Source organism: Methylophilus sp. YYY-1 (assembly GCF_029132825.1).
Taxonomy (GTDB): domain Bacteria; phylum Pseudomonadota; class Gammaproteobacteria; order Burkholderiales; family Methylophilaceae; genus Methylophilus; species Methylophilus glucosoxydans.
In genome coordinates this window covers 834,572-860,132 of record NZ_WOVG01000001.1, presented here as the reverse complement: position 1 = coordinate 860,132, position 25,561 = coordinate 834,572, and the positions used below count along the sequence as shown (strand labels likewise).

Sequence of the window (25,561 nt, the reverse complement as noted above, 5' to 3'; positions counted from 1 at the left end):
TTGCATACTTTTCAAGTATCAGCTGACAGAAAAGGCTGCCGTGTCGAGCTACGAATTTCCATTTAACGAGCGCATCAGAACCTATCTTCGTCTTGAAGACCTGTTCAACAAGATGCTGCATCACATTGCCATTGGTCACGAGGTCAGTCATCATGTGGCGCTGATTTCCATGCTGCAAGTGTTGGATGTCATTGATCGTGGTGATCTCAAGGTAGATTTGCTGCAAGAGCTGGACCGTCATAAAGTCCAGCTTTCCCTGCTGCAACATAATCCCAATATCGACCAAGAGGCGCTCGAAAGCACCGTAAACAATCTGGACCGTTGCGCCACCACCCTGCGAGCCGATCATCAAAAGCTCGGCCAAACATTGCGCGACAATGACTGGCTCATGAGCGTCAAGCAGCGGACCAGTATTCCAGGCGGGGTCTGCGAGTTTGACTTGCCCTCATACCGCCACTGGCTTTATTTGAGTGTAGAGCGCCGCAAGCAAGATTTTACGCAGTGGTTATCCCGCTTGATGCCGATGTACGAAGCCATCAGCCTGATTATGCAGTTGTTGCGTGGCAGTGGCCAGGTGTTATCCCTGGTTGCCCACCATGGCGCCTATCAGCAACAGCTTTCCGGACATAAACCTGCCCAATTGTTGCGCATTGAAATTGACCATGAAGAATGCTTCCCGGAAGTCAGTGCCAACAAATATGCGATCAACATCCGCTTTCAAAAGCTGGACTTTGTGCAACGCCCCAAAGGCTGTGAACAGGATATCCCGTTCAAGATGATCGTCTGCAACTTTACCGGAGCCAGTCACAATTGACGCAAGAAGTAGTCAAACCGCGCAAGGTGGCCTGTCCCGCCTGCGGAGAAACCACCGAGTATTCCCCTAAAAATCCATTCCGGCCTTTTTGTAGCGAACGCTGCAAACTGATGGACCTGGGCGATTGGGCTTCGGAAAAATTTCGCATCCCCGATAGCACGCCGCCAGACTTATACGAGCCAGAATAATTTGAGACTGGATTTAAGTATGCAAACAAAACACCTCTGCCTGAAATTGCTCGCGAGCTTGTGCCTGTTAGCCTCCACGGCCTTTGCACATGCAGAAGTCAAACTCACCGATGCCTGGGTGCGCGCCTCCAATCCCGGCCAATCCGTTGGCGCCGCCTACCTCACGCTCACCAGCCCGCAAGACGTCACTCTGGTCTACATTGAAACCGAGCGTGCAGAGAGCGTAGAAATGCACAGCATGACCATGCAAAACGGTGTCATGAAAATGCGCAGTATGGAAGCGTTGCCTGTCCCTGCGGGCAAGCCCGTCAAGCTGGCGCCAGGTGGATTGCATTTGATGCTGTTTGAATTGCCCACCCCGTTTAAAGCCGGTGAGCAGGTCAAGTTCAGGCTGTGCTTTAAAGATAAACAAGGCAACATCACCGATCAGTTTGTCACCATGCCCGTGAAGGCAGCGCCCTAAACATACTTATCTGCGATATGACAGAATCACCAGCAAAAAGCCAGCGTTTGCTGGCTTTTTTATAATGGGAAAATCGGCAGTAACAAACTGCCAACTCGGGCAGGTGTAAGAATCGTTTAGTTTGAAAACGTCCGCAAAAACAACGCCTCCACCTCAGCCCGTGCCCAAGGCGTTCTGCGCAAAAACTTCAAGCTAGACTTGATGGAAGGGTCACTTTTAAAGCAATTGATATTGATCCTCGATGCCAGGGCCTCCCAGCCGTAATGCGCCACTAATTGCTCAACCACTTCTGCAAGCGTGATACCGTGCAATGGATTGTTCGGTTGTTCTGTGTTCATTTGATAAAAGCCATATCAAGGTCATTCGATAGTTCGATGGTAGCACTTTATATGTTTAAAGCCTCAATATCCTTATTTTGAATGCAAGTGTTTGCATCACAGCTGAACTGCCAGCGTTGATAAGCAGCGGGTTGGACCCGCACCGGGCGTACCTGATTAATTTTAGGGGGAGCAAGATCATCCCGACTAACGAATCAGGCCTCGACGCGCGTCTTTCATCAGGGTCCGGGCCAATCATGCCCAATATGACCGGTTGTAGTACCGCAGTCCTTCACCTTCTCGCTTAACACTGGCTACAGCAAAGGATACTTATGCACTGAAAAGCTTAAACACACAAAAACATTGCAGATAGCTATTACTTAAAATGGGGAAGCCCTTTTAGTTTGAATTAAGGGGCTGGCTTTTGCCAATCCCGCTTGAATGATGGGTTAGACGGTTTTAAGTAACGTGATAAAACAACGAAACTTACAAACCAACTAAGAGTAAATGATACTGCTGCAAAGTGCCAAATTGGAGCAAAGAATTGATTGTATGGAACTGGTTTAAAAAGCAGCGAGATAAGAGGAACGAAAAAAGTAATGATTGGAGTAGGAACTGGTGCAATTACTATTGAGGTTAATAAAGATAAACCCAAAACGTAAGCACCAGAAGATAGTAGTTTTTTGCGCATATATTTAGCAATAAAAAAACTAATGGCAAGAAATGGTGAAGCAAATACGGCCCATAGAAGCTTTCTCAGGCTTTCAGTAGTTTTATATGGAACGGCAATGCTTAGTGTGTTGGTAGAAAGGATGTCGTAGTCATCCAAGTCGTGGCTTGAAGTGAGCACCTCTACCTCATCCATTGTCACTATGCCTTTTTAGAGGGCCTAACGAATGAAAGGGACTTCCCCGTCCCGAGTTTGCGGCGGAAGCCGCGAGCAGTTAAAACTGCAATGATTGAGTTTCCACACTTCATCACGCCATTGATAGGGGAAGTCCATGAATATTGTCACACTAGAGATTGATTTAGCCCAGAATATATTCGCTTTGCACGGCGTTGACAACCAAGGTCATGCGGTTTTAATTAAGCCACGCGTTCCAAGGGATCAACTACTCTCCATTGTCGCCAACTTACTGCCTTGCCTCATTGGAATGGAAGCCTGTACAGGTGCACATCACTGGGCATGTTTGTTTAGCCAGTATGGGCATACGGTACAGCTCATGGCGCCCAAGTTTGTTGCTACCAGATCGCACGTTGCATAGCAATGCCACGCGCACCACAGGATTGCGCATGTGATAGATGTTCAAAATGCATCCCACCCAGTGCATACACTGGAATCTCAAGCCCATTTAACATTTCACCAAATTGCTCCCAGCCTAGTCCACTTGCTTCAGGGTGACTTTTTGTCGGTAGCACAGGCGAGAGCATTGCAAAGTGTAGTTGTAATGATTGTGCTTGCGCTAACTCTACGCGGTTATGGCAAGAGGCACCTACTAACAAGTTATCCGGTTTTTGTGTGAGTGCCATCAGGCGCTGGCTATTTAAATGCACGCCGTGGTAGCCGAGTTGTAATGCTTGTTCGGGGCTACCATTGAGTAAGCAGCGGCAGTCATAAGGCGCACATAGCTGTAATACTTCCTCGCTCAATTTGGCGAGTGCTGCGTCATCAAGCTGCGATTCGCGGATTTGCAGCAATTGCAGGCCATGGTCGAGCTGCTGCTTTAACGCTTGCAAGAATGCGTGTTCACCCATTTCCTGGAGATTGCTGATGGCATACACAGGCGGCAGGCTGAGGGCTTGCATGATCGGTGCATTGGCAGGTAGCACCGGGCTGACGTTGAGTATGCGTGGGTGCTGCCAGGCAAACTGTTGGCCTTCTCGCGCTTGTAATTCGCCTTGCCAGGCATGCACAAAAAAGAAATGCAGCAGCACGGTTTTGGCTTCGGCGTCATGCGTGGCCGGGTAGTCGTAGCGGCGTTTTATCCAGGGTTGAATCTGGGTGGGCGTAATGCCGAGTTCCTCTTGCGATTCTCGGATCAAGGCATTTTCTGGTGTTTCGCCAGATTCGATTTTGCCGCCGGGGAATTCCCACCAGCCAGCCCAGCCTTTGCCGTTGGGACGGCTGGCGAGCAGGTATTCGCCATTGGGGCGGATCAGGATAGCGACGGCAACTTGGACGAGTTTTGTCATGGCTCAGGATTTCAGTTGCAGTTGGCCGGCATAGTCTTTGGCAAACTGATAGGCGACACGGCCGCTGCGGGCGCCGCGCGTATGGTAAAACTGCAGGGCGGCATGACGGGCTGTCTCATCCATTGTGATGCCAAAGGTGTGTAGCCAGTGGGCGGCAATATTGAGATATTCGTCCTGGTCAAAACTGTAAAACGAGAGCCATAAACCAAAGCGCTCTGCCAGCGAGGTTTTTTCGTCTATGGTGTCGTTCTGGCGGATTTCACCGTTATCTACAATCGGTTGATTGTCAGACATATATTCCGGCATCAGGTTTTTGCGGTTAGATGTAGCGTAGACCAGCAGGTTGGACGAGGCGTTTTCAATCGACCCATCGAGGATGACTTTAAGGGCTTTATAGCCGATGTCGTTGGCTTCAAAGGTGAGGTCATCACAAAAAATAATAAACTTTTCCGGGCGGTTGCGTATCAATTGAGTGATTTGTGGCAAGTCTGTGAGGTCTTGTTTTTCGACTTCTATCAGACGCAAGCCCTCACTGGCGTAAGCGTTGAGCACGGCCTTTACTAGCGAGGATTTACCGGTGCCGCGTGCGCCTGTCAGCAACACGTGGTTGGCTGGCAGGCCTTGTAAAAACTGGCGCGTATTACGTACCACCTCATTTTTTTGCCGGTCTATAAAGCGGATATCGTCCAGCAGAATCTGGTGTGGATGCCCGACGGCCTGTAACTGGCCTTGTCCGTTGTGCTTGACCCAGCGCCAGGCCACGGCTTGCCAGTCTGGCTCAGCAGGTGGGGTGGGCAACAGGTGCTCAAGTCTTGTAATCAGTTGGTCGGCGCGTTGTATCAGCTGTTCGATGGCATTCATGGCGAGGCTGCAAGTGTGAAACGAGAAGGTATTGTACACAAAGCGGCCGGGGCTAGCGAAACTTGCAAAGTCTCGCTAAACCGGGGTTGGAATAAGCCATAATAGCGTTTTAATGATTGGCAGCCCAAGTTGGTGCTCAGCGCTGGATGTTTTGCATTTGATAAAGACAGAGAATGATGAACAATCGCAAGATTATTTTGGCCTCGCGTAGCCCACGCCGCGTCGAGTTACTGGCGCAATTGGGCGTAAGCTGCGACATCATGCCCGCGGATATTGATGAGTCGTGTTGGCCGGGAGAAGATCCTGCCCGGTATGTGCAGCGCCTGGCGCTAGCCAAGGCAAAAGCGATCCATGCAGAGCATGGTCACCGCGGGTTGCCGATTCTAGCGGCAGATACCACGGTCGCGCTAGGCAACGAGATATTGGGCAAGCCGGCGCATGCGGCGGAAGCGCTGGCTATGCTGACGCGGCTAAGTGGCAGCTTGCATGAGGTGCACACGGCGGTGGCGGTGATGCACGAGGGTAAAGCGCAGTGCTTGTTGAGTACCACGCGGGTGCATATGATGTCTGTACCATTGGCTGTGCTACAAGACTATGTGGCTTCTGGGGAGCCCATGGACAAGGCCGGGGCGTATGGCATTCAGGGCCGTGCCGGGGCCTGGATTGCGCGCATTGAGGGCAGTTATAGCGGGGTGATGGGTTTGCCGCTGCATGAAACGGCGCAGCTGCTGAACGCATGGTAAACTGCTATCAAAAAAATAGATTCGGGATTGGATAAGCACTATGTCGTTGGCACAGGAAGTATTGATTAACGTCACGCCGCAGGAAACGCGCGTGGCGATTCTGGAGCAGGGCATCGTCCAGGAGTTGCACATTGAACGCGCCTCTTCGCTGGGGATTGTCGGTAATATTTATCGTGGTACTGTTGTGCGCGTGTTGCCGGGCATGCAATCTGCCTTTGTCGAGATCGGCCTGCCGCGTGCGGCCTTTTTGCATGCGGCCGATATCATGGAATGTCATACCGAGGAGGGCGCGGTAAAGACTGACCGCCCGATTCAGGAAGTGTTGCATGAAGGCCAGTCGATTATCGTCCAGGTGATTAAAGAGGCGATAGGCACCAAAGGCGCACGCCTGACCACTGAAATCAGCATTGCCGGCCGTTTTTTGGTCTATTTGCCTTACCAGAAACATATCGGCGTATCGCAGCGCATTGATCACGAAGAAGAACGCGAGTTTTTGCGCAATCGTTTGCTCGGCTTGTTGCCTGAAGCACGCGAAGGTGGCTATATCATCCGCACCATGTCAGAAAATGCGACCGATCAGGAATTGTTGGCCGACATCGAGTATTTGCGCAAAGTGTGGCAAAAAATCCAGACCGAGAGCACCAATGTCGGTGAACGCTCGCTGATTTTTTATGACCTCAGTTTGCCGCGACGCATTTTGCGTGATGTGGTGTGTACCGAAACCACAAGCATCCGTGTCGATTCGCGCGAGATGTTTGAGCGGCTAAAAGAGTTTGCCGAACTCTACGTCTCGCATGCGGTAAAACCGCTGACGCACTACAAAGGCGAACGCTCGCTGTTTGAGTTTTACGATATTGAAAACGAAATCGAAAAGGCGTTGGCGCGCAAGGTGGAGCTCAAATCAGGCGGTTACCTGATTTTTGACCAGACTGAGGCACTGACCACGGTGGATGTGAACACCGGCAGTTTTGTCAGTGGTAAAAACCTGTCTGATACCATTTTCAAAACCAATCTGGAGGCGGCGCAAGCGATTGCCCGTCAGCTACGCCTGCGTAACCTGGGCGGCATCATTATCATCGACTTTATTGATATGGATGAGGATGCACAACGTGCGGCAGTGCTGGAAGAGTTGCGCAGTGCTGTGACGCTGGACCGTGCGCGGATTAATGTGAACGGGTTTTCTGCCCTTGGGCTGGTGGAGCTCACGCGCAAACGGACGCGCGAGAGCCTGGCGCATTTGCTGTGTGAATCGTGTCAGGTTTGCCAGGGGCGTGGTGAGCTCAAGACCGCCCAGACCATTTGCTATGAAATCATGCGTGAGTTATTGCGTGAGTCCAAGCAGTTTAAAAATGCCAAAGAGTTCAAGATTCTGGCCTCGCCCGAGGTGATCAATATGCTGGGCGATGAAGAGTCACAAAGCCTGGCCAATCTGTCAGACTTTATCAAACGGCCGGTGTCGCTGCACCCGGATACGCAATACGGCCGCGAAGAGTTTGATATCGTTTGGGTCTAGAAAATTGTTGTTCTGGAGAGGACGGCCAGAGATAAGGCCGTCCGCGAGACGCGCAGCACTGCGTATGCGTGTTACAGCATGCCGCCCGCCAACCCTGGCAGCACGATACGGCTGAGCATTTGCAACAACAGCAAGGCGACCAGCGCGGAAAAATCGAATCCCTGAATCGAAGGCAAGACATTACGCAACGGATTGAGGATAGGCGCTGATAACTGGTTCAGCACGCCATAAATCGGGCTGTATGGATTGATCCAGCTTAAAATGGCCATGAGCAAAATGGCGTAAAAAAACACATCCAGCATTTGCCCCAGGACGGCGACAAAGGCCTGCCAGAACCAAAACACCGGGGACACTGGGGCGGCTACAAGCAAGGTCAGCAAGGCGAACAGAATTACTTGTACCAGCCAGGCCAGCAACAGGGTTGATAAATCCAGCTGTCGGGCAGGGGGAATCAGTTTGCGGGCCGGCTTCACCATAAAGTCAGTCAGCGCCATGGCCATTTGCCCCAGCGGATTCTGGAACGAGGTCCTTGTCCACTGCATTAAAAAACGCAATACCAGTAAAAAAGTCAGAATACCAAATACTGCATTCAGTAAAAAAGTTGTCATGTTTTGCAACATTATTGTGCTCCCAATTGATCGCCGAGTTCTTTGGCGCGGCGTGCTGCTTGTGCCGCGGCATGTTGCATCATGCCATGAATATCGTGCTCGCGCATACTGAGCAGGCCTTGTTCGGTAGTGCCGCCCTTGGAGGTCACTTGTTCACGCAGCGTCGCCACTGGGGTAGGGCTCGAGGCCGCGAGCAAGCTGGCGCCTTTGAATGTGGCCAGGCTGAGTTGTTGTGACTGGGCTTCGCTCAGTCCTAAAGCGACCCCTGCCGCGGTGAGTGCTTCTATCATCAAAAAGACATAAGCCGGACCACTGCCTGAAATCGCGGTCACCGCATCCAGCTGGTCTTCAGCTTCTAGCCAAACCACTTCACCCGCCGCTTGCAACAACTGGTCGGCAACGTCACGCTGGCCCGCTGAGACGGCTGGCAGGGCATAAGCGCCAGTAATGCCCGCCTGAATTTGCGCAGGCGTATTGGGCATGGTGCGAATCAGCGTCTGGTAGCCGCCTAACCAGCGGCACAAGTCGCCAGTGCGGATGCCGGCGGCAACTGAGATCACCAATTGTGATTGTAAGTAGGGAGCCAGCGAGTGTGCCACCGCCTGCAATTGCTGTGGTTTGACCGCCAGCACCACAACTTCAGCTGCCAGTGAGGCTGCCGACAGCGCCGCGCTGGTTTGCACGCCTAATTTGGCGTGTAGCGAAGCATGCTTGCTGGTGTCTGGGTCAATCACGGTAATGTGTGACATGGCAAAGCCTCGTTGTTGCAGGCCTATCATCAGGGCTTGTGCCATATTGCCGCCGCCAATAAAGGCGATGCGGGTGGCTGACAGTGATTGCATGGTATTCAAGTTCCTTCTTTAACTGAGTCGTTATCGGGTTTGCGCGGGCGGGCGCCAAAAATGGCTGTGCCGATGCGCACCAGCGTCGCGCCTTCGGCAATGGCTGCGGCAAAGTCACCGCTCATGCCAATGGAGAGGGTATCCAGCTGCAAGCCATGCGCATTCAGGTGATCAAACAGGGCCCGTACCTGCCGAAATTGGTCACGTTGCTGGTCGAAATCTTCCACTGGGGCCGGAATCGCCATCAGGCCGCGCAAATGCAAGCGCGGTAACTGCCTGATATTTAAAGCCAGATCCAGCACCTCTTGAGCGCTGGCACCACTTTTGCTTGATTCCTGGCTAATATTGACTTGCAGGCAAATATTCAAAGGCGCCATGTCTGCAGGGCGCGCGTCAGACAAGCGTTGTGCAATTTTAAGGCGGTCCACCGAATGCACCCAATCGAAATGACAGGCAATTGGCTGTGTTTTGTTGCTTTGAATCGGGCCAATAAAATGCCATGCTATCGCACAGTCCTGCAGTTGCTGTTGTTTGGCGAGCGCTTCTTGCAGGTAGTTTTCACCAAACACCGATTGACCGGCCTGATAGGCCTCCCTGAGAGCCGAGGCAGGTTGTGCTTTACTTACCGCACATAAAGTGACCGATTGTGTGGCCTGGTAGCTTGCACGTGCCTGGGCCAGTTGTTGGCGGATGAGTGCCAGATTGTCAGCGATATCAGTCATGGGAAGCAACACGGTGCCGGGTAGCGGTAAAAAATAACATTATATAAATAATCACTGGAGTGGATTGTGGATATTTCAGATTTATTGGCGTTTTCAGTTAAAAACAAAGCCTCAGACTTGCATTTGTCAGCCGGTTTGCCACCGATGATACGCGTGCATGGCGATGTGCGTAAAATCAACTTGCCCGCCATGGATCATGCTGAAGTACATAGCATGTTGTACGACATCATGAATGACAGCCAGCGCAAAGTGTATGAAGAAAAACTGGAATGCGATTTTTCATTCGAGATCCCTGACCTGGCGCGTTTCCGGGTCAATGCATTTAACCACCAGCGCGGCGCCGGTGCGGTATTCCGTACCATTCCAAGCAAGGTGCTGACGCTGGAAGAGCTTAACGCCCCACGCGTGTTCAAGGACCTGGCCGATACGCCGCGTGGTATTGTGCTGGTGACCGGGCCGACCGGTTCCGGTAAATCGACCACACTGGCGGCGATGATTGATTACATTAATGAATCCCAGATGTCGCATATCCTGACCGTGGAAGACCCGATCGAATTTGTGCATACCTCGAAAAAGTCATTGATTAACCAGCGTGAAGTCGGGCCGCATACCATGTCGTTTGAAAACGCGCTGCGGTCAGCCTTGCGTGAAGACCCGGATGTGATTCTGGTGGGTGAAATGCGTGACCTGGAAACCATCCGCCTGGCGCTGACTGCGGCCGAAACCGGTCACCTGGTATTTGGGACCCTGCATACCAGCTCTGCGGCCAAGACCATAGACCGGGTAGTCGATGTGTTCCCGGCGGCAGAAAAGGAAATGGTGCGCTCCATGCTCTCAGAGTCTTTACGCGCCGTGATCTCGCAAACCCTGTGTAAAACCAAAGACGAGCAGGGCCGGGTGGCTGCCCATGAAATCATGATCGGAACCCCCGCCATCCGTAACCTGATTCGCGAAAACAAGATTGCGCAGATGTATTCGGCAATTCAGACGGGCCAAAGTGTGGGCATGCAAACGCTGGACCAGAATCTGCAAGATCTGGTGCGACGCAACGTCATCAGCGCCGATGAGGCGCGTACCAAAGCGGCTAACCGTGATGGCATTATCGGATAAATATTAAAGATGGATAGCAGCATGCAGACCGGCGCCGATCACGCGCAAACCGAGAAATTTATTAATGACCTGTTGAAGCTCATGGTCACGCGTAAAGCCTCGGATTTGTTTATTACCGCAGGCTTTCCGCCGGCCATGAAGATTGATGGCAAGCTCACACCGATTACCTCACAAAGTTTGAGTACCCAGCAAACGGCCGAAATTGCGCGTACTGTCATGAATGACAAGCAAGCGCAAGAGTTTAAAGAAACCATGGAGTGCAATTTTGCGATCAGCATGCCATCGGTGGGCCGTTTCCGCGTCAATGCCTTTGTGCAGCGCAGTGCCGTAGGTCTGGTGATTCGGGTGATCAATACCAATATCCCCAAATTTGATGATTTGAACTTGCCGCCCGTACTCAAGGATGTGGTGATGGCAAAGCGCGGCCTGATTATTTTTGTTGGCGGCACGGGATCAGGTAAGTCGACCTCAATGGCCGCCATGCTGGGGCACCGCAATGAGAGCAGCTATGGCCACATTATCACCATTGAAGACCCAGTAGAGTTTGTGCATAGCCACCGCAACTGTATTGTCACCCAGCGTGAAGTGGGCGTGGATACGGACAACTGGCACGCCGCCCTCAAGAACACGCTACGTCAGGCACCGGATGTGATCATGATCGGTGAAATCCGCGACCGTGAAACCATGGACTACGCGATCGCCTTTTCTGAAACCGGCCACTTGTGTCTGGCCACCTTGCACGCCAACAGCACCAACCAGGCGCTGGACCGCATTATCAACTTTTTTCCCGAAGAGCGCCGGCAGCAATTGCTGATGGACCTGTCGCTCAACCTGCGCTGTATTGCCTCACAGCGGTTGATTCCTAAAGTGGATGGCTCGGGCCGGGTGGCTGCCGTCGAAGTCCTGCTGCATTCACCGCTGATTTCAGACCTGATTTATAAAGGTGATGTACACGGCATTAAAGAAGTCATGGCCAAATCCCGAGAGCTTGGCATGCAGACCTTTGATCAGGCCTTGTTTGACCTGTTTGAAACCAGCCAGATCAGTTACGAAGACGCCTTGCGCAATGCCGACTCTGTCAACGACTTGCGACTCAAGTTTAAACTCAACAGCAAAGTTGCCAACCCGGAAAATCAGGAACGCAGTAAGATTTCTGATCTGGATATTTTGTAAGGTATCAAATACTTTTTTCTGTACATGCTCGTTAGTAGGGGCAACCATTGATGAGCGCCTTCTCCGCAGATTTTTTTCAACAAAATAATTCTGATTTCTTCCCAACCTATCACAAAACCACTTGCTCTCAGTTAAAAGTGGCTGGTTAATTGGTGACCGTTTGTTGCTTCAATACCCCCCATTTGTGCATGGATATTTTCCATACAAATATTTAATATATGTGAGTATTTGTGCTCTGAATTTCTATTTGACAGCTTTTTTAGTTAAAAGCTAATTTAGTGGGTTATTCATGAAATCGGTAAGAACTTCAAATGACATTCAAGTCAATTTTTCTGACGAAAGTATTAATCAACTGACTGAGCTTCTTTACCAAAGCCTCGAGGATGAAACGGGTTGGGAGCCATTTTTACTTCACTTGAGCAAAGTGCTGGGTATAAAGGTTATTCACATGATTGCACAGGATAAAAGTAATCATGCTATATCGTTTAGTGAACATGCCAATGTGTCAGTAGAGTCCGAGTTCGCATATTTGCATAAATATCAATTTGTTGAGCTACGGCTACAACATTTGACTGATAAATTACCAGGTTACTGGGTTCATGATTATGAAACAGTTGGTGAGGAGGTTATGGCTAAACATCCTATTTACCAAGAATTTCTCGCGCCAGCCGATGTTAAATATTCTTCCATATGTAAGCTTGTTGATGATGAGCGTGCAGTTGTCTACTTTGGGGTTTTCACTAGCCCTATACAAGGGCCAATTTCCAAAGAGTGTCTTAATTTCCTAAATAAGCTACTTCCTCATATGTGTAGGGTTTGTCGCCTTTCAATTCAGAACTTTATTTATTCAACTCAAGCGTTGGTCGGACACACGCTAGTCAATAAATTAAGACAACCTGTCATACTTACTTCAGTCCATGGTGAAGTAATGCATGCAAATGAATCGGCCAAACAAATGCTAAAAGTCACTGACTTAGTTAGCATTAAGGAGGGTCGTTTACAAATGCCGCCTAAATATCAACAGATCTATTTGAATGAGTGTGCAGTTATGGAAATCGCCATCAAAACATCAAGTTTTGATGAAAATTCTAACTTTAAAACCTTACAAATTTCATCCTCAACTGATCATAAGACACTTTATGCCTTTTACACAATGTTGCCACCACAAAGAGTAATGAGAGCTTATGGGTTGCGTCCACTCGTAATGATTTTTTTTTATCACCCCGAATCTGCCCCCAAAGTTGATGCCTCTCTTCTAAGCGCGGCATTTGGTCTAACACCTGCTGAGTGTCGAATAGCAATATTACTGGCGGAAGGTTTTGCACAAAAGGAAATTGCACAAAGACTTGGTTTAAAACACGATACAGTAAGAAAACAATTGCAAATAATTTACCAAAAAACTTCAACTAACCAGCAGTCCGAATTGATTAGACTCATGTTACATCTACCGAGCAATTTCCTACAAAAGTCAGCTAAGAATTTGAATGTTGATTAGCTTGCGATAGATGTGTGCAGCAAACGCAGCACCACAGTAGTTTCTAAATTCTTGCGCTGATTCAACACACTTTAATTTCACTCCATCCCTTAGGCACAAAAGCTTTTCATGAAAATAATGGTTGCTCCCCCAGTTGGGGGGTGTGCGATTTTATTTCCATCACTACCATAGCTCACATAACTCGTGACCAGTGATCAACGCTGTGAAGAACAAAATATAAAACACTGGCGCCTGCTTTTACAGGCTTCTTATCCTAAGGGTACACCCATGCAATTGATTACAACAACCAAACCGCTACTTGCGGGCGTGATGTTTCTGGTCGCCACACATGCACACGCCACGCTCACTAACTATACCGCCAGTGGTCAAGAGGTCGTCTACAGCTCGGTGAGTAATGTCACTTGGACCAAAGATGCAAACTTGTTAGGCAGTATGTTCGCCAGCCAAGGATTTAATACGGTGGTGAATGCCATTATTGCGGCTAGTCCAACCATTACGCACACACCAAATACTTTTAATCCATCTGGGACTTACTTTTTAAGTAGCACTGATTTTAGAAGTAATGGAAATGGCTCATTGACTTGGTTTGGTGCAATAGCTTTTATCAACTACCTTAATAGCATCAAATACGCGGGGACGAGTCAGTGGCGTTTGCCAACAGTAGCGACACTAACTAGGGGCTATAACACTAGTACCAATGGCACTATCGCAGGCGATGAACTGGTAGAGCTATTTTATTCTGAATTGGGTAGTAAAGGAGCCTTTGATATCGATGGAAACCGCACCCTTGGGAGATATGGTATTAGCGACCCAGACCAAAAATTTGAGAATGTTCGCAAAGATAATTTTTGGACCAACACTGAAGCAAATTCACTTAGTTTTGACATGGCATGGAGACTAGATGCCGATGATGGTGAGCAGGGTAGTTCTCTAAAAGCTAATTACAATTTTGTGTGTGCTGTGAGCCCCGGACGAATCGCGGCGGTGCCTGAGCCTGAAAGCGTGGCGATGCTGTTGCTTGGTTTAGGTGTGGTGGCTGGCGTAGTGCGTCGCCGTTGCGGTTGAAACTTTTTTCAGTTTCAACATGAGTTCTCCGCAATAGTTATCCACTATGCTGGCGAGCATAAAAGTAATGAGCAGCAAACGATCACTTAAATTTCTTTTTTCATTTCATCTTTAGGAGTTTTTATGAATAAGCTATTTCTTACCGCAGCAATGATGTTCAGTTTAGGGACCGCGCAAGCAAGCTCAACAGTGAGTTTTATATTAGGGGCAGACGATTATGCCGACATTTTTATTTCTACTGATGATACGGTGCAGGGGAGCTTAATTGGATCAACTACTTTTTTTGGCGGACCATTGCAAACAATCACTGCTAGCCTGACATCCGGTGTGAAGAACTATATTCATATTCTTGTTCAGAATTATGGCGGCCCCGATGGTATTTCTGGAGAGTTTTCGCTTTCAAGTCCAACTTTCGAGTTTTCTAATGGCACTCAGTTTTTATCTACCACACCCTCAACAGTTAATTTAAGTGCGACTGGTTTTGGTATGGATTATCAAACACCAGTAAGCTTTGGAGCCATGATTCTGTTTGGCGCTTACTACAGTGACCAGTATCAATTTCCATTAATCACAGAGAGCATCAGTGGTGTTGGCGGCCCCAGCTACTTCTCCATCCCTATTTATGCAGTAGCCGCAGTTCCAGAACCAGAAAGTGTGGCGTTGCTATTAGCTGGTTTGGGGGTGTTAGGTCCTGTGATTCGCCGTCGCCATAAAACAGCCGCTTGAATTTTTGTTTCTCAGGGATGGTCATCATCCCCTCACTTTTATCAATTGAGGAGAATTTTATGCAAGTCACAAAAACGATACGTTCAATTCTTGCTATTGTTAGTTTGTCAGTATGCAGTGTATTCGTCATGAGTGCACAAGCTGCAACCTATCAAGTTGAGTAAACTTACAGCGGTCTTTTTTCGCAAACAGTCACAGAAGTGGATACTGGTCTGGGCTATAGCAATATTCTTTACAAAACCACGGTCAATTTATCGCCTACTAATCTCGTGAGTGGGGATGCTAGTCTTTTCTCGACTTTGCTCACGACCTCAACTGAGTTTTTGTTTAACGTGGCAACAAGTGTCTTAAGTTGTGCGGGAATGTGTCAATTCACCGAAACTTTAAAAAATGGTGATACTATCTTTGGCACCATTTTATCCAACGGACCTTACGCGACAGAGGTGAATACTGATCCTGCAATTGCTTCCCCGTTTAGCAAAATTTGGTATACAGGCGATTTGCTGATCACTGGCGGCACAGGCTTATTTGCGGGTGCAACTGGGTATGGCACATACAAAGGGGTCGATGACTACACCACCATGACCCAAACACTCACCTCAACATTTAGTGTTACACCCGTACCAGAGCCCGAAGGTTTTGCTTTATTGCTAATGGGTTTAGGTTTGATGGGTGTTATGGTACGTCGCAATCGAAAGGCGACTTAGTAACAAGAACACCAAACCTTTCGTTCGTAACATTGATTAAGTCAGAATCTGCCCTAAAAACTTAGGGCAGATTCATCCTCATTTTGGCACTGATCCTGCTCCCAATCTATAAGGATTGGCTATTCAGTCGCACGGTTTCCTGCTGAAACACCAGATTGCCCTTCGTAATGGTTGCAGTGACCTTGCCGGTCAGACTGTGATTCACAAATGGCGTATTCTTGCCCTGGCTGAGCAGGGCGCGACCATCTACGCGCCATTCCATTTCCGGGTCGTAAATCACTACGTCGGCCGTGGCACCCGTTTGCAAAGTGCCTGCATTAACACCCAGAATCCGCGCGGGGATTTGCGTGACTTTGGCCAGGGCTTGCAAGGGGGCCAGTTTGGCCTGCGCAGACCATTTCAAGGTCAGTGGCAGCAAGAGCTCAAGCGCCGAGGCACCAGGGTGCGACTCGGCAAACGGTAATGCTTTGGCGTCATCATCGACTGGCGTATGATCCGAACAAATTGCATCTAGCGTACCGTCCAGCAAGCCAGCACGTAGTGCGTCACGGTCGCGTTGGGTGCGTACAGGCGGTTTCAGATGTACCATGCTGTCAAAAAAGCCGATATCCATATCCGTCAGGTGCAGGTGCTGGATGCTGACATCAGCTGTCACTGCCATGCCAGTCTGTTTGGCTTGCCTGATCAATTCAACCGATTCAGCCGTGGAGACCCGGGCGATATGCAATTTGGCGCCTGTGGCCTGGGCGATCCGCAGCATGGTTTGCAGCGCAATGCTTTCTGCCGCCGCCGGGATGCCTTTGAGCCCCAGTCTGGAGGCGACTTCGCCATCATGGGCGACCCCGTTTTTTGCCAGGTACGGATCTTCGGCACGCATGAACAGTGTATAGCCGAAGGTTGCGGCATATTCAAATGCCCGCCACAGGACCTGGGTATCAACAATCGCTGTATCCGCCTGTGAAAAGCCCACACAACCGGCAGTGGTCAGGGCGAACATTTCTGTGAGTAAATGGCCTTCAAGCTGCCGTGTCACTGCGCCCATTGGATAGACATGGGCGAGGGCATGTGATTTCGCTCTGTGCTTGAGCATCTCGACCAGGCCGGGTTCGTCCAGTACCGGGTCGGTATCTGGCGGGCAGGCCAGACTGGTGACGCCACCCGCCATGGCGGCGCGTAACTCACTTAGTAAGGTTGCTTTGTATTCGCTGCCCGGTTCCCGCAGGCGCGCACACAAATCCACCAGGCCAGGTAACACCCATTTGCCTTCGGCATCCAATGTCTGGTCTGGTTGGAAACCTTGGGGCGCTGCACCCATGCCAACAATCTTACCTGCGCTGATATAAAGATCTTGCACCTGATCCAGCTGCTGGCTGGCATCCATCAAGCGGCCCTGTGTAATCAGGATATTCATGCGGCGTTGCCTCCTCCAAGAATTGCCATCACCGCCATGCGTACTGCAATTCCATACGTAACCTGTGGCAGGATCACGGATTGTTTGCCGTCCGCCACTGCCGAATCAATTTCCACCCCCCGGTTCATCGGGCCCGGATGCATGACAATCGCATCCGGCTTGGCCAGTGCCAGGCGTTCAGGGGTCAAACCAAAGGTCTGGAAGAACTCCTGTGAGCTGGGCAACAAGGCCCCAGACATGCGTTCGTTTTGCAGGCGCAGCATCATGACGACGTCCACGTCCTTGAGACCTTGTTCCATATTGTGGAACACTTGCACGCCAAGCTTTTCCACATCGGCAGGCAACAGGGTGCGCGGTGCGATTACGCGGATTTCTGGGACGCCCAGGGTGGTGAGCGCATGGATTTCACTGCGGGCCACGCGCGAATGCAAGACGTCGCCCACAATCGCCACGCGCAGGTTGTGCATCTCTGGCTTGTATTTGCGGATAGTGAATACATCCAGCAAGCCTTGGGTCGGGTGCGCATGGCGGCCATCGCCGGCATTGATCACGCTGATATGTGGCGGCACGTGTTGCGCAATGAAATGCGCGGCACCGCTTTGCTGGTGACGGACCACAAACATATCCGCATGCATGGCAATCAGGTTGTTCACCGTATCAAGAATGGTCTCACCTTTGGATTGTGAAGAGGTGCTGACATTGAGGTTGAGCACATCGGCCGACAGGCGTTTGGCGGCAATCTCAAATGTGGTACGCGTACGCGTACTGTTTTCAAAAAAGATATTGCAGACGGTTTTGCCACGCAGCAGCGGCACTTTTTTCACTTCGCGTTCGGCAACGCCGACAAAGTTTTCGGCGGTGTCCAGAATATCGGTCAGGATGCGCTTGGGCAGACCTTCGATGCTTAGCAAGTGTTGCAGCTGGCCCTGGGCGTTGAGTTGCGGGTTATACATGGGCATCCACTCCATTCGCTGCCGAGGTGGCAATGCTCAGGTGCAGTTTGCCCTGAGTGTTGATCGCCAGTTCAAACGATTGATTGGCCTGCAATGGCAGATCGGCGCCAGTCATATCGGGGCGGATCGGTAGTTGGGCGCCACCACGGTTAATCAGTACCGCCAATTGCACCGAAGCCGGACGGCCGTAATCAAATAATTCATTCATGACGGCACGTGTGGTGCGGCCGGTATAAAAAATGTCATCAATCAGGATGATGTGCTTGCCGTTTACATCAAACGGAATTTGCGCGGGCTGCGCAGCGGTTTTGAGGCCACGTTGCGCATAATCATCGCGATACATGGCTGCATCCAGCTTGCCATGCACAATGTCTTGCCCCAGCTCGGCCTGCAAGCGCTGCAACAGTTTTTGCATGAGCCAGACGCCGCCCGTATAAATGCCAACCAGAGCCGTTTCCGCCTGAATACGCGGTTTGAGTTGAGCGTACAGATGATCAAGTAATTGTTCGGGATCAGGTAAAGTCATGAGTATCCAGTGCTACTTACGTGCATGATAAGCATCAAAATAAGATTGTAATATAGTTTGGGCGGCAACTTGATCCAGCATCTGCTTTTGCGCGCGGCCACGGATGCCTGCTTCGCGCAGGGATTGTGAGGCCTCCGCTGAAGACAGGCGTTCATCCACCATCACCACCGGCAAGTTAAAGCGGCCCTCGAGACGCTGGGCAAACTTTTGCGCCAAGGCCGTCATGGCATGCGCCTCGCCATCCAGGGACATGGGTAGCCCAACCACCAGCAGCGCCGGTTGCCATTCTTTTAGCAAGGATTCAATTTGCGCGAACTTGGCGGCGTTTTCTTCAGCCTCTATGGTCAGCAGTGGATGTGCCAGTTTGAGCAGGGTGTCACCGACGGCCACGCCGATGCGTTTTTCACCAAAATCAAATGCCAGCAGGGTGCCTGTGATATCGGGATAGCGACGCTGGGTGATCGGTAAATGGCTTTGGTTAAGTGGCTGTTTGCCAAGCCTGGTTGCATCAGGCATGCCCGGCAACCTCGGACAAGGTGGCAAAGTCCACCCCTAATTGCTGCATGGCCCAGAACAGCTTGTCATCGCTGGGTAATTTAAAAATCAACTTGTGCAGCTGGTGGTGATCTGCCAGTGGCAGGGTTAGCCAGGCATTGGCCTGGATTTCCTGTTCCAGCTGACCGGCTGCCCAGCCGGTGTAGCCGAGCGCAATAAACATGTCTTGTGGCGCTTCATCACGGGCGGCGGCTTCGAGGATATCCTTGGATGAGGTCATGGCCAGCCTATCGGACAAGCCCATAGTGGTATTAAATTCAGTGGCTGGCGCATGCAGGACAAAGCCACGCTCTACCTGAACCGGCCCGCCAAAATGCACCGGGCGCGCCTGTTGTTGCGCAACATGGCACTCCATCTCCAGCTGTTCAAACAGGTCGCCCACATTCAGTTGCAAGGGATGGTTGAGGATCATGCCCATGGCGCCATCTTCGTCGTGATTGCAGATCAGAATCACGCTTTTGCTGAAGTAGGGGTCCTGCATGGCTGGCATGGCAATCAGGATTTGGCCGGTCAGGTCCAGACGGCTTGTCTGGTCATTCAAAGTCAGTTGCTCACTCATTGGGGATAGGCTTTATGGCTGCGTTTCATGCATGCGCTTCCTCAGCGCTCAAATATCCGGTAATTTCAAAACCAAAGCCATCCATGCTCGGCATTTTGCGCGGGGCAGCCATCAGGCGCATTTTTTTCACGCCAAGATCGAGCAAGATTTGTGAGCCGATACCGTAATTACGTAATTCCTGATTGAGGACCAGTTTTTGGTCTGCCCGCAAAATACGGTCAGTCAGGCCGAGGCCATCTTCATCATGGTTGATGAGTACGATGACGCCGCACGCGGCCGTGCTGATGGTACGCATGGCCTGGAGCAGATTCCAGCTATGTGATTGGTGGCTGCTATCAAGCAGGTCTATCATCGACAGCGGCTCATGGACCCGCACCAGCACTTCATCACTTTGCTCAGGCTGGCCCTTGATCAGCACCAGATGGGTTTCCTGGGCAATGTGGTCGCGATAGGCGATGAGTCGCATAGTGCCAAACACGGTTTCTATTTCGCGTTCTGCGCTACGTTCTATCAGTCTTTCGTGTGCAGCACGATAGTGGATCAAGTCGGCAATGGTGCCGATTTTGATATTGTGCTCGGCGGCGACCTGCATCAGGTCTGGTAACCTTGCCATCTCGCCATCGTCTTTGAGGATTTCGCAGATGACGCTGGCGGGCTCACAGCCTGCCAGTTGCGCCAGGTCGCAGCCTGCCTCGGTATGGCCTGCGCGCACCAGTACACCGCCATTCATCGCCGATAACGGGAAAATATGCCCGGGACTAACAATGCTGCTTGCATTGGCCTGCTTGGCAATGGCGGCACGGATGGTGGTGGCGCGGTCTGCGGCCGAAATACCCGTGGTGACGCCCTCAGCAGCCTCAATCGAGACGGTAAAGTTGGTGCCCAGGCGCGTGCCATTTTTTTGCACCATAGGGGGCAGGTTTAATTGACGACAACGCTGTTCGGTCAACGTCAGGCAGATCAGGCCACGGCCATATTTGGCCATAAAATTGATATGCTCAGCGGTGACAAATTCCGCGGCGATGACAAAGTCACCTTCGTTTTCACGGTGTTCATCATCGACCAGAATCACCATTTTGCCAGCACGGATATCGGCAATAATGGCCTCGATAGGACTGATTTGCGCCGACATTATTCCTGCTCCCAAGCTTGCATCCGCTCGACATAGCGCGCAATCACGTCAATTTCAAGATTCACCGGGTCGCCCGCTTTGGCATGCTGCATCATGGTGTGCTGCATGGTATGCGGGATCAAATTGATACTGACCTCATCCTGTTGGATCTCATTGACGGTGAGGCTGATGCCATTCACGCAGAGTGAGCCTTTTTTTGCAATGTATTTGCTGATGGCATGAGGCGCGCGCACTTTGAGTAGCCAGCATTCGCCGACGGACTCCAGTGCCGTGATGCTGCCTATACCATCCACATGCCCGGTCACCAGATGGCCACCCAGACGATCAGCCAGTCGCATGGCTTTTTCCAGGTTGACAGGTCCAGGTTGGCTTAGGCCGGTGGTGACCTCTAGCGTGACTTTGGATACCATGACCTGAAAGCTGCGTGAATTAAAGTCAGTGACGGTGAGGCAGACACCGTTGACGGCGATGCTGTCTCCCAACTGCACATCTTCCATGCCCAAAGACGGCGCTTCTATGCGTAATGCACAATCTTCGCCATGTGGAACGACTTCGGCAATCCTGCCGACGGTTTGAATAATCCCAGTAAACATGGTGTGATTTTATCAGTGCTGCATGCTAAAGTAATCACATTCCCGCAACATTTTTCATTCATACGGATAGAGGGTTTCTGTGCGCCTGGACGATTTGGAAGAAAGTCAGCATGTTGAAGACCGCCGCGGTGGCGGCTTTGGTGGGCGCAGTATCGGCATAGGCACCATTGCACTGGTGCTGGTCGCCATGTATTTTGGCGTCGATCCCCAGTTGGTGTTAAATCTGGCGCAGCAAGCCCAACCTGTGGCCGAGTCGCCGCAGCGTCCTGAGCAAAGCCAGGACCCCAAGGTGAAGTTTGTTTCTCAGGTGCTGTGGAGTACCGAGAAAATCTGGCAGCAACAGTTCTCCGCCAGTAGACGGCAATATACGGCGCCCAATCTGCAACTGTTTAGTGGCATGACCAGCACTGCGTGTGGTCAGGGGCAGTCGGCCATGGGGCCGTTTTATTGCCCGGCAGACCAAAAAGTCTATATTGATTTGAGTTTTTATCAGGAGTTGCAAGACCGCTTTAAAGCGCCTGGAGATTTCGCACAGGCGTATGTGATTGCGCATGAGGTGGGGCACCACGTGCAAAATCTGCTGGGGACTTCAGCCAAGGTACAACAGGCCAGGCAACAGGCCGGGTCTGAGGCCGCATCCAACGCCTATTCGGTCAAACTAGAGCTACAGGCGGATTGCTATGCGGGCGTCTGGGCCTATTATGCTGATCAACAGTATCATGTGCTGGAAGCCGGCGATGTGGAAGAAGCGCTGCAGGCGGCAACGGCTATTGGCGATGACGCCTTGCAAAAGCAGGCGCAAGGCTATGTGGTGCCAGATAGTTTCACCCATGGCAGTTCTGCACAGCGGGTATATTGGTTCAAGCAAGGCTTGCAGTCTGGCGACCTTAATCAGTGCAATACCTTCAACAGTTAAGCATTCAATCAACCTTGAATATAAAAATAGTGTTAATCAGTAAAGAGAAATATGACAGAAGCAACAGTACTCAATGAGGATGCACATTTAATTGAAACAACAGTTTCCAGTGCGGTGATGGCGCAGGGGAAAATGCTCACTGTCCGCTACGACGAGGCACGCTTGCCAAACGGCGTGATCAGCGGTCGTGAGTATGTTGTGCACCCTGGTGCTGTCGTCGTAGTCGCTCTCACCGATGCCGGTGAGGTTGTACTGGAGCGCCAATTCCGCTATCCCCTCAAGCAGGTGTTTATAGAGTTACCCGCTGGCAAGATCGATGCAGGTGAGCAGGTATTGACCACAGGCCAGCGTGAGTTGCTTGAAGAAACCGGCTATGCGGCCAAAAACTGGATCAAGCTGGGGATACAGCATCCTTGCATCGGCTATTCCAATGAGGTGATTCATATTTATCTGGCGACAGACCTCTCACTGGGCGATCATGCCAGAGATATCGACGAAGCGATGGATGTGATGGTCTGGCCGTTTGAGCGCATTATGCAAGCGATTGAAGACGGTGAAATTACCGATAGCAAGACGATGTCCGCCATGCTGATGGCCGAGCGTTACTTGCGCAAGCATCCTCTGCCTGGCCTGGCGCTGTAAAGGGCCACGATGCGTGTTTTGCAGATAGGCTGTGGTGCATTGGGCAAGCTGATTGCCCAGGCGACCCTGGCCCAAGGGCATGCATTGACAATCGTCAGGCGCTCTCAGCAGCCTGTGCCTGACGGCGCAGCCGCCCTCTACCTGGATGTCGTCTCTGCAAACGGTCTTTCTGCCCTGGCAGACCAGGCCCCGGAAATCCTGCTGTATTGCCTGGCGCCCGTGGCAGGGCAGAGCTATCGGCAAACTTATGTCGATGGCTTGCGGCATGTGCTGGCCAATGTGGATCAGCGCGCGTTAAAGCATGTGTTTTTTATTTCGAGTACCAGTGTGTATGGCGAGCAGCAAGGGCAGTGGGTTGATGATGATACGCCTGCCATGCCGGCTGAAGAAAATGGCCAGACGATCCTGGCCGCCGAGCAATTGCTGGATGATTTGCCTTGCACGCATACTGCGTTACGCGTGTCTGGCATTTACGGCCCGCAACGGCTCTACTTGCTCAAGTTGCTGCAAACCCCTGAGCGCTGGCCACAACATATCCAATGGACCAACCGTATCCATGAGTTGGACGTTGCCGGTGCGGTGTTGCATTTTTACCGCCAAATTGAACACGCACTGCCCTTGCCAGCGCATATTATTCTGACGGATGGTGCGCCAGTGCCACAACATGAGGTGTTGCAATGGCTGGCGCAGCAACTGCAGCGGCCAGGGCCAGTGACCCCGACCAGTGACTTGCAGCGCGGTAAACGGATTCGCAACCCGTTTTTGCAGCAATCCGGTTACCCGTTTTTATTTGCCGATTATCAGGCAGGCTATGCAGCCATACTCTCTAAAATGAATCATGTATAAAAAAAATATTCTCACACTGTTTCTTGGCTTGCTGCTGACAGCGCTTGGCCTGTCTGCACAGGCAGGTACGTCGCAAGAGGCGTCGCCGGAAGGCTTTCAGCCCTGGTTAACGGCATTGCGTCAGGAAGCATTAACGATGCAGATTGCGCCGGCCGCGGTTGACGCGACGCTAACGGGCGTCGTCTATTTGCCAAGGGTGATTGAGCTTGACCGCAAGCAACCAGAATTCGTCACCAGTTTTTCTGCCTATGTGAACCGCCGTATTAATCCGCGCGTGGTGAGCAAGGGCAAACTCATGATGCAGGACTATGGCGGTGTTCTTTATGTGGTAGAAGAGTTGTATCAGGTGCCCAGGGAGGTGCTGGTGGCATTCTGGGGGCTGGAAACCAATTTTGGCGGATTTACCGGGGATATCCCGTTAGCGTCTGCCTTGGCGACCCTGTCATTTGAAGGGCGACGCGCAGCGTTCTTTAAAAAAGAACTGCTGAACCTGATGCGTGTGGTGGAGCGTGATCAACGCTATGATAGCCCGGTGGTGGGGTCATGGGCGGGCGCGACCGGGCATATGCAATTTATGCCATCCACTTTGCTCAAATATGGGGTGGATGCAGACGCGGATGGCAAGATTGATATCTGGGACTCTTATCCAGATATCTTCAGTTCTGCCGCCAATTATTTATCGCAGGCGGGCTGGCAGCCTGGCCAGCCGGTGAGCTTTCAGGTCGCCTTGCCTGCGGGCTTTGATTACAGCCAGGCGCAATGGCAACAGACCAAAGCTGTCAGTGAGTGGGTGAAAGCCGGAGTGGCGGGCGTTCCAGCCAGCGCGCTGGCGTTGCCAAAAGCGTCGATTGTATTGCCTCAGGGCTTTGATGGTCCGGCATATATGGTATTCCCCAATTTTGACGTCATCATGCAATGGAACCGTTCCATTAATTATGCGCTGTCTGTGAGTTTGCTCAGCCAGCAGTTGCGTCAGGAAAGTTATACCTTACAGCTGCCGCCTGAGCCACCTGCGCTCAGCTATCAGCAAATGTGGCTGTTGCAAGAGTCATTAAACGCGCAAGGGTTTGATTGTGGGGCCCCTGATGGCTTTCCAGGGGCCAAAACCCAGGCCGCGATCCGTCGATATCAAGCGAGTAAAGGGTTGCCACAAGATGGCTATGCAGGCGCCGAATTGTTTAGCCGTTTAACGACACCCGTGCAAACGGCACAGTAATTTAGCGTGTTTTAAACCAGCCCGTCACGCTTACTCTTGGCTGGATGGCGGGCAATACCTGGTGCCAGAATCTGGCGGATAAAAACAGCACGAGTCGGCCGCCTAGCGGCAAGATATCCAGATGTCTGGCATCTTGCTCCGGGGGCTGGTGATGTTCATCCAGATACAGGCGCAAGGCACCCCCTGCTTGTTCTGGCCAATCCTCGTTGAGATAGATAATTGCGGTCAAGCTGCGGACGCCGCTTGGTATTTGGGTGGCGTGTTGGCGGAACTGGTCGATGTGCGTGGCGTAGCCGTTGGAACCGGCAGGGTAGAGGGCAAAATGGGTTTCGTAAGTGGCCAGTCCCATCATCAGGTGACGATTCGCCATCTGTTGCACCTCAGCCATCAGGCTAAAGTAGGCTTGCAAGGCAGGTTCGGGGTCGTCGGCTTCCAGCCAGGCAATGCGGTCAGCACGAAGATTGGGATTGGTAATAGCGGCTTTACTCGTACCCGCCTGATGCATCTGCCCTTGCTGGTCGCGCGCCAATGCCAGCGTGCGCAATGCGGCGATGGTGTCGGACGGCAAGCATTGATCGATCAGGCAATATTGGTGTTCACTGAGAGACTCTACAAGCGTGTCAGTCAATGTGGTGATCGGTGCGCCCATGGGCAACTGAAAAATCTGCATGG

Annotated in this window: 30 protein-coding genes and 1 pseudogene; 16 read left to right on the top strand and 15 right to left on the bottom strand. The window is 51.4% G+C overall.

What is annotated here, in order from left to right:
• The first annotated feature begins 40 nt into the window (after positions 1-40).
• From zapD to GOC95_RS04025, 3 genes are read left to right on the top strand one after another with little or no spacing between them, the layout of a single operon-like run.
• On the top strand, positions 41-814 hold the full coding sequence (gene zapD, locus GOC95_RS04035; protein WP_275355925.1) for a cell division protein ZapD: 774 nt from the start codon (positions 41-43) through the stop codon (positions 812-814).
• The gene (locus tag GOC95_RS04030) at positions 811-1,002 is read left to right on the top strand and encodes a DNA gyrase inhibitor YacG (protein WP_275355924.1); all 192 of its coding nucleotides are present in this window, start codon (positions 811-813) and stop codon (positions 1,000-1,002) included. Before zapD ends, GOC95_RS04030 begins: the two co-directional genes overlap by 4 nt.
• A 19-nt stretch (positions 1,003-1,021) precedes the next feature.
• Complete coding sequence (locus GOC95_RS04025) at positions 1,022-1,465, top strand: copper chaperone PCu(A)C (RefSeq protein WP_194748257.1); 444 nt, start codon at positions 1,022-1,024, stop codon at positions 1,463-1,465.
• Between the two features lie 116 nt (positions 1,466-1,581).
• On the opposite strand, the gene GOC95_RS04020 is transcribed toward GOC95_RS04025, so the two are convergent.
• Both GOC95_RS04020 and GOC95_RS04015 read right to left on the bottom strand, forming a co-directional pair.
• Positions 1,582-1,803 carry a VF530 family protein gene (locus tag GOC95_RS04020; RefSeq protein ID WP_275355922.1) on the bottom strand — a complete coding sequence of 74 codons (222 nt, stop codon included), beginning with the start codon at positions 1,801-1,803 and terminating at the stop codon, positions 1,582-1,584.
• Between the two features lie 388 nt (positions 1,804-2,191).
• Positions 2,192-2,647: a hypothetical protein gene (locus GOC95_RS04015; protein WP_275355920.1), complete on the bottom strand. Its 456-nt coding sequence runs from the start codon at positions 2,645-2,647 to the stop codon at positions 2,192-2,194.
• Between the two features lie 136 nt (positions 2,648-2,783).
• Between GOC95_RS04015 and GOC95_RS04010 the strand changes: the two are divergent.
• Positions 2,784-3,026, top strand: a pseudogene (locus GOC95_RS04010) (IS110 family transposase); the annotation flags it as partial.
• Here the strand turns inward: GOC95_RS04010 and GOC95_RS04005 are convergent.
• Positions 3,025-3,975: a Nudix family hydrolase gene (locus GOC95_RS04005; RefSeq protein WP_275355918.1), complete on the bottom strand. Its 951-nt coding sequence runs from the start codon at positions 3,973-3,975 to the stop codon at positions 3,025-3,027. The pseudogene GOC95_RS04010 and the gene GOC95_RS04005 sit on opposite strands and share 2 nt — an antisense overlap.
• 3 nt (positions 3,976-3,978) lie before the next feature.
• Positions 3,979-4,836, bottom strand: coding sequence for an ATP-binding protein (locus GOC95_RS04000; protein ID WP_275355916.1), 858 nt, complete (start codon positions 4,834-4,836; stop codon positions 3,979-3,981).
• A 176-nt stretch (positions 4,837-5,012) separates the two neighbouring features.
• On the opposite strand from GOC95_RS04000, the gene GOC95_RS03995 reads away from it, so the two are divergent.
• Both GOC95_RS03995 and rng read left to right on the top strand, forming a co-directional pair.
• Positions 5,013-5,579, top strand: coding sequence for a Maf family protein (locus GOC95_RS03995; protein ID WP_275356387.1), 567 nt, complete (start codon positions 5,013-5,015; stop codon positions 5,577-5,579).
• Between the two features lie 46 nt (positions 5,580-5,625).
• The gene (gene rng / locus GOC95_RS03990) at positions 5,626-7,092 is read left to right on the top strand and encodes a ribonuclease G (protein WP_275356386.1); all 1,467 of its coding nucleotides are present in this window, start codon (positions 5,626-5,628) and stop codon (positions 7,090-7,092) included.
• 71 nt (positions 7,093-7,163) lie between these two features.
• Here the strand turns inward: rng and GOC95_RS03985 are convergent, their stop codons facing one another.
• The 3 genes from GOC95_RS03985 to GOC95_RS03975 are packed head-to-tail and all read right to left on the bottom strand — an operon-like array spanning position 7,164 to position 9,264.
• Complete coding sequence (locus GOC95_RS03985) at positions 7,164-7,700, bottom strand: YggT family protein (protein ID WP_275355914.1); 537 nt, start codon at positions 7,698-7,700, stop codon at positions 7,164-7,166.
• A gap of 11 nt (positions 7,701-7,711) precedes the next feature.
• Positions 7,712-8,542 (bottom strand): pyrroline-5-carboxylate reductase, encoded by an 831-nt coding sequence (gene proC / locus GOC95_RS03980; RefSeq protein WP_194748249.1) that lies wholly within the window; start codon positions 8,540-8,542, stop codon positions 7,712-7,714.
• Positions 8,543-8,547: 5 nt separating this feature from the next.
• The gene (locus tag GOC95_RS03975; protein ID WP_194748248.1) at positions 8,548-9,264 is read right to left on the bottom strand and encodes a YggS family pyridoxal phosphate-dependent enzyme; all 717 of its coding nucleotides are present in this window, start codon (positions 9,262-9,264) and stop codon (positions 8,548-8,550) included.
• Positions 9,265-9,330: 66 nt separating this feature from the next.
• Between GOC95_RS03975 and GOC95_RS03970 the strand changes: the two genes are divergently transcribed.
• The 6 genes from GOC95_RS03970 to GOC95_RS03945 all read left to right on the top strand — a co-directional run bounded on the left by GOC95_RS03970 (position 9,331) and on the right by GOC95_RS03945 (position 15,540).
• A complete protein-coding gene (locus GOC95_RS03970) occupies positions 9,331-10,374 on the top strand; it encodes a type IV pilus twitching motility protein PilT (protein ID WP_194748247.1) in 1,044 nt (347 codons plus the stop codon).
• Between the two features lie 9 nt (positions 10,375-10,383).
• Positions 10,384-11,547, top strand: coding sequence for a PilT/PilU family type 4a pilus ATPase (locus GOC95_RS03965; protein WP_275355911.1), 1,164 nt, complete (start codon positions 10,384-10,386; stop codon positions 11,545-11,547).
• A 289-nt stretch (positions 11,548-11,836) separates the two neighbouring features.
• Positions 11,837-13,042 carry a LuxR family transcriptional regulator gene (locus GOC95_RS03960; protein ID WP_275355909.1) on the top strand — a complete coding sequence of 402 codons (1,206 nt, stop codon included), beginning with the start codon at positions 11,837-11,839 and terminating at the stop codon, positions 13,040-13,042.
• Between the two features lie 267 nt (positions 13,043-13,309).
• Positions 13,310-14,107, top strand: coding sequence for a DUF1566 domain-containing protein (locus tag GOC95_RS03955; protein ID WP_275355907.1), 798 nt, complete (start codon positions 13,310-13,312; stop codon positions 14,105-14,107).
• 123 nt (positions 14,108-14,230) lie between these two features.
• Positions 14,231-14,833, top strand: coding sequence for a PEP-CTERM sorting domain-containing protein (locus tag GOC95_RS03950; protein WP_275355905.1), 603 nt, complete (start codon positions 14,231-14,233; stop codon positions 14,831-14,833).
• A gap of 200 nt (positions 14,834-15,033) precedes the next feature.
• Positions 15,034-15,540 (top strand): PEP-CTERM sorting domain-containing protein, encoded by a 507-nt coding sequence (locus tag GOC95_RS03945; RefSeq protein ID WP_275355903.1) that lies wholly within the window; start codon positions 15,034-15,036, stop codon positions 15,538-15,540.
• 106 nt (positions 15,541-15,646) lie between these two features.
• Here the strand turns inward: GOC95_RS03945 and GOC95_RS03940 are convergent, their stop codons facing one another.
• The 7 genes from GOC95_RS03940 to GOC95_RS03910 are packed head-to-tail and all read right to left on the bottom strand — an operon-like array spanning position 15,647 to position 21,269.
• Positions 15,647-16,951 (bottom strand): dihydroorotase, encoded by a 1,305-nt coding sequence (locus GOC95_RS03940; protein WP_275355901.1) that lies wholly within the window; start codon positions 16,949-16,951, stop codon positions 15,647-15,649.
• Positions 16,948-17,904 carry an aspartate carbamoyltransferase catalytic subunit gene (locus GOC95_RS03935; RefSeq protein ID WP_194748244.1) on the bottom strand — a complete coding sequence of 319 codons (957 nt, stop codon included), beginning with the start codon at positions 17,902-17,904 and terminating at the stop codon, positions 16,948-16,950. The genes GOC95_RS03940 and GOC95_RS03935 overlap by 4 nt, the downstream gene beginning before the upstream one ends.
• Positions 17,897-18,430, bottom strand: a complete 534-nt coding sequence (gene pyrR, locus GOC95_RS03930; RefSeq protein ID WP_275355899.1) for a bifunctional pyr operon transcriptional regulator/uracil phosphoribosyltransferase PyrR — start codon at positions 18,428-18,430, stop codon at positions 17,897-17,899. The genes GOC95_RS03935 and pyrR overlap by 8 nt, the downstream gene beginning before the upstream one ends.
• 12 nt (positions 18,431-18,442) lie before the next feature.
• Positions 18,443-18,946 carry a Holliday junction resolvase RuvX gene (gene ruvX, locus GOC95_RS03925; RefSeq protein WP_194748242.1) on the bottom strand — a complete coding sequence of 168 codons (504 nt, stop codon included), beginning with the start codon at positions 18,944-18,946 and terminating at the stop codon, positions 18,443-18,445.
• Complete coding sequence (locus GOC95_RS03920) at positions 18,939-19,544, bottom strand: YqgE/AlgH family protein (RefSeq protein WP_194748241.1); 606 nt, start codon at positions 19,542-19,544, stop codon at positions 18,939-18,941. Before GOC95_RS03920 ends, ruvX begins: the two co-directional genes overlap by 8 nt.
• A gap of 25 nt (positions 19,545-19,569) precedes the next feature.
• On the bottom strand, positions 19,570-20,676 hold the full coding sequence (ribBA, locus tag GOC95_RS03915) for a bifunctional 3,4-dihydroxy-2-butanone-4-phosphate synthase/GTP cyclohydrolase II (protein WP_194748240.1): 1,107 nt from the start codon (positions 20,674-20,676) through the stop codon (positions 19,570-19,572).
• On the bottom strand, positions 20,676-21,269 hold the full coding sequence (locus GOC95_RS03910) for a riboflavin synthase (protein ID WP_275355895.1): 594 nt from the start codon (positions 21,267-21,269) through the stop codon (positions 20,676-20,678). Before GOC95_RS03910 ends, ribBA begins: the two co-directional genes overlap by 1 nt.
• A 79-nt stretch (positions 21,270-21,348) precedes the next feature.
• Here GOC95_RS03910 and GOC95_RS03905 point away from each other — a divergent pair, with 79 nt between their 5' ends.
• Genes GOC95_RS03905 through GOC95_RS03890 form a run of 4 tightly spaced genes read left to right on the top strand, consistent with a single transcriptional unit; the run spans position 21,349 to position 24,889 of the window.
• Positions 21,349-22,185: a neutral zinc metallopeptidase gene (locus GOC95_RS03905; protein ID WP_275355893.1), complete on the top strand. Its 837-nt coding sequence runs from the start codon at positions 21,349-21,351 to the stop codon at positions 22,183-22,185.
• A 51-nt stretch (positions 22,186-22,236) separates the two neighbouring features.
• Positions 22,237-22,827: an NUDIX hydrolase gene (locus GOC95_RS03900; RefSeq protein WP_275355891.1), complete on the top strand. Its 591-nt coding sequence runs from the start codon at positions 22,237-22,239 to the stop codon at positions 22,825-22,827.
• 9 nt (positions 22,828-22,836) lie between these two features.
• Positions 22,837-23,673, top strand: coding sequence for an NAD-dependent epimerase/dehydratase family protein (locus GOC95_RS03895; RefSeq protein WP_275355889.1), 837 nt, complete (start codon positions 22,837-22,839; stop codon positions 23,671-23,673).
• Entirely contained in the window at positions 23,666-24,889 is a 1,224-nt protein-coding gene (locus GOC95_RS03890) for a lytic murein transglycosylase (protein WP_275355887.1), read from the top strand. The genes GOC95_RS03895 and GOC95_RS03890 overlap by 8 nt, the downstream gene beginning before the upstream one ends.
• 1 nt (position 24,890) lies before the next feature.
• On the opposite strand, the gene GOC95_RS03885 is transcribed toward GOC95_RS03890, so the two are convergent.
• On the bottom strand, positions 24,891-25,559 hold the full coding sequence (locus tag GOC95_RS03885; protein WP_275355886.1) for a 2OG-Fe(II) oxygenase: 669 nt from the start codon (positions 25,557-25,559) through the stop codon (positions 24,891-24,893).
• Between the last annotated feature and the right edge of the window lie 2 nt (positions 25,560-25,561).

Excerpts from the sequence above, each read along its gene's own strand:
- ribBA (WP_194748240.1), bottom strand. The coding sequence starts at position 20,676 with ATGTCGGCGCAAATCAGTCCTATCGAGGCCATTATTGCCGATATCCGT.
- pyrR (WP_275355899.1), bottom strand. The coding sequence starts at position 18,430 with ATGACTTTACCTGATCCCGAACAATTACTTGATCATCTGTACGCTCAA.
- GOC95_RS04000 (WP_275355916.1), bottom strand. The coding sequence starts at position 4,836 with ATGAATGCCATCGAACAGCTGATACAACGCGCCGACCAACTGATTACA.
- ruvX (WP_194748242.1), bottom strand. The coding sequence starts at position 18,946 with ATGCCTGATGCAACCAGGCTTGGCAAACAGCCACTTAACCAAAGCCAT.
- GOC95_RS03900 (WP_275355891.1), top strand. The coding sequence starts at position 22,237 with ATGACAGAAGCAACAGTACTCAATGAGGATGCACATTTAATTGAAACA.
- GOC95_RS04015 (WP_275355920.1), bottom strand. The coding sequence starts at position 2,647 with ATGGATGAGGTAGAGGTGCTCACTTCAAGCCACGACTTGGATGACTAC.
- GOC95_RS03895 (WP_275355889.1), top strand. The coding sequence starts at position 22,837 with ATGCGTGTTTTGCAGATAGGCTGTGGTGCATTGGGCAAGCTGATTGCC.
- GOC95_RS03960 (WP_275355909.1), top strand. The coding sequence starts at position 11,837 with ATGAAATCGGTAAGAACTTCAAATGACATTCAAGTCAATTTTTCTGAC.
- GOC95_RS03910 (WP_275355895.1), bottom strand. The coding sequence starts at position 21,269 with ATGTTTACTGGGATTATTCAAACCGTCGGCAGGATTGCCGAAGTCGTT.
- GOC95_RS03995 (WP_275356387.1), top strand. The coding sequence starts at position 5,013 with ATGAACAATCGCAAGATTATTTTGGCCTCGCGTAGCCCACGCCGCGTC.
- GOC95_RS03965 (WP_275355911.1), top strand. The coding sequence starts at position 10,384 with ATGGATAGCAGCATGCAGACCGGCGCCGATCACGCGCAAACCGAGAAA.
- GOC95_RS04005 (WP_275355918.1), bottom strand. The coding sequence starts at position 3,975 with ATGACAAAACTCGTCCAAGTTGCCGTCGCTATCCTGATCCGCCCCAAT.
- GOC95_RS03935 (WP_194748244.1), bottom strand. The coding sequence starts at position 17,904 with ATGTATAACCCGCAACTCAACGCCCAGGGCCAGCTGCAACACTTGCTA.
- GOC95_RS03920 (WP_194748241.1), bottom strand. The coding sequence starts at position 19,544 with ATGAGTGAGCAACTGACTTTGAATGACCAGACAAGCCGTCTGGACCTG.
- GOC95_RS03940 (WP_275355901.1), bottom strand. The coding sequence starts at position 16,951 with ATGAATATCCTGATTACACAGGGCCGCTTGATGGATGCCAGCCAGCAG.
- GOC95_RS04025 (WP_194748257.1), top strand. The coding sequence starts at position 1,022 with ATGCAAACAAAACACCTCTGCCTGAAATTGCTCGCGAGCTTGTGCCTG.
- proC (WP_194748249.1), bottom strand. The coding sequence starts at position 8,542 with ATGCAATCACTGTCAGCCACCCGCATCGCCTTTATTGGCGGCGGCAAT.
- GOC95_RS03885 (WP_275355886.1), bottom strand. The coding sequence starts at position 25,559 with ATGCAGATTTTTCAGTTGCCCATGGGCGCACCGATCACCACATTGACT.
- GOC95_RS03950 (WP_275355905.1), top strand. The coding sequence starts at position 14,231 with ATGAATAAGCTATTTCTTACCGCAGCAATGATGTTCAGTTTAGGGACC.
- GOC95_RS03975 (WP_194748248.1), bottom strand. The coding sequence starts at position 9,264 with ATGACTGATATCGCTGACAATCTGGCACTCATCCGCCAACAACTGGCC.
- GOC95_RS03955 (WP_275355907.1), top strand. The coding sequence starts at position 13,310 with ATGCAATTGATTACAACAACCAAACCGCTACTTGCGGGCGTGATGTTT.
- GOC95_RS03890 (WP_275355887.1), top strand. The coding sequence starts at position 23,666 with ATGTATAAAAAAAATATTCTCACACTGTTTCTTGGCTTGCTGCTGACA.
- GOC95_RS04020 (WP_275355922.1), bottom strand. The coding sequence starts at position 1,803 with ATGAACACAGAACAACCGAACAATCCATTGCACGGTATCACGCTTGCA.
- GOC95_RS03985 (WP_275355914.1), bottom strand. The coding sequence starts at position 7,700 with ATGACAACTTTTTTACTGAATGCAGTATTTGGTATTCTGACTTTTTTA.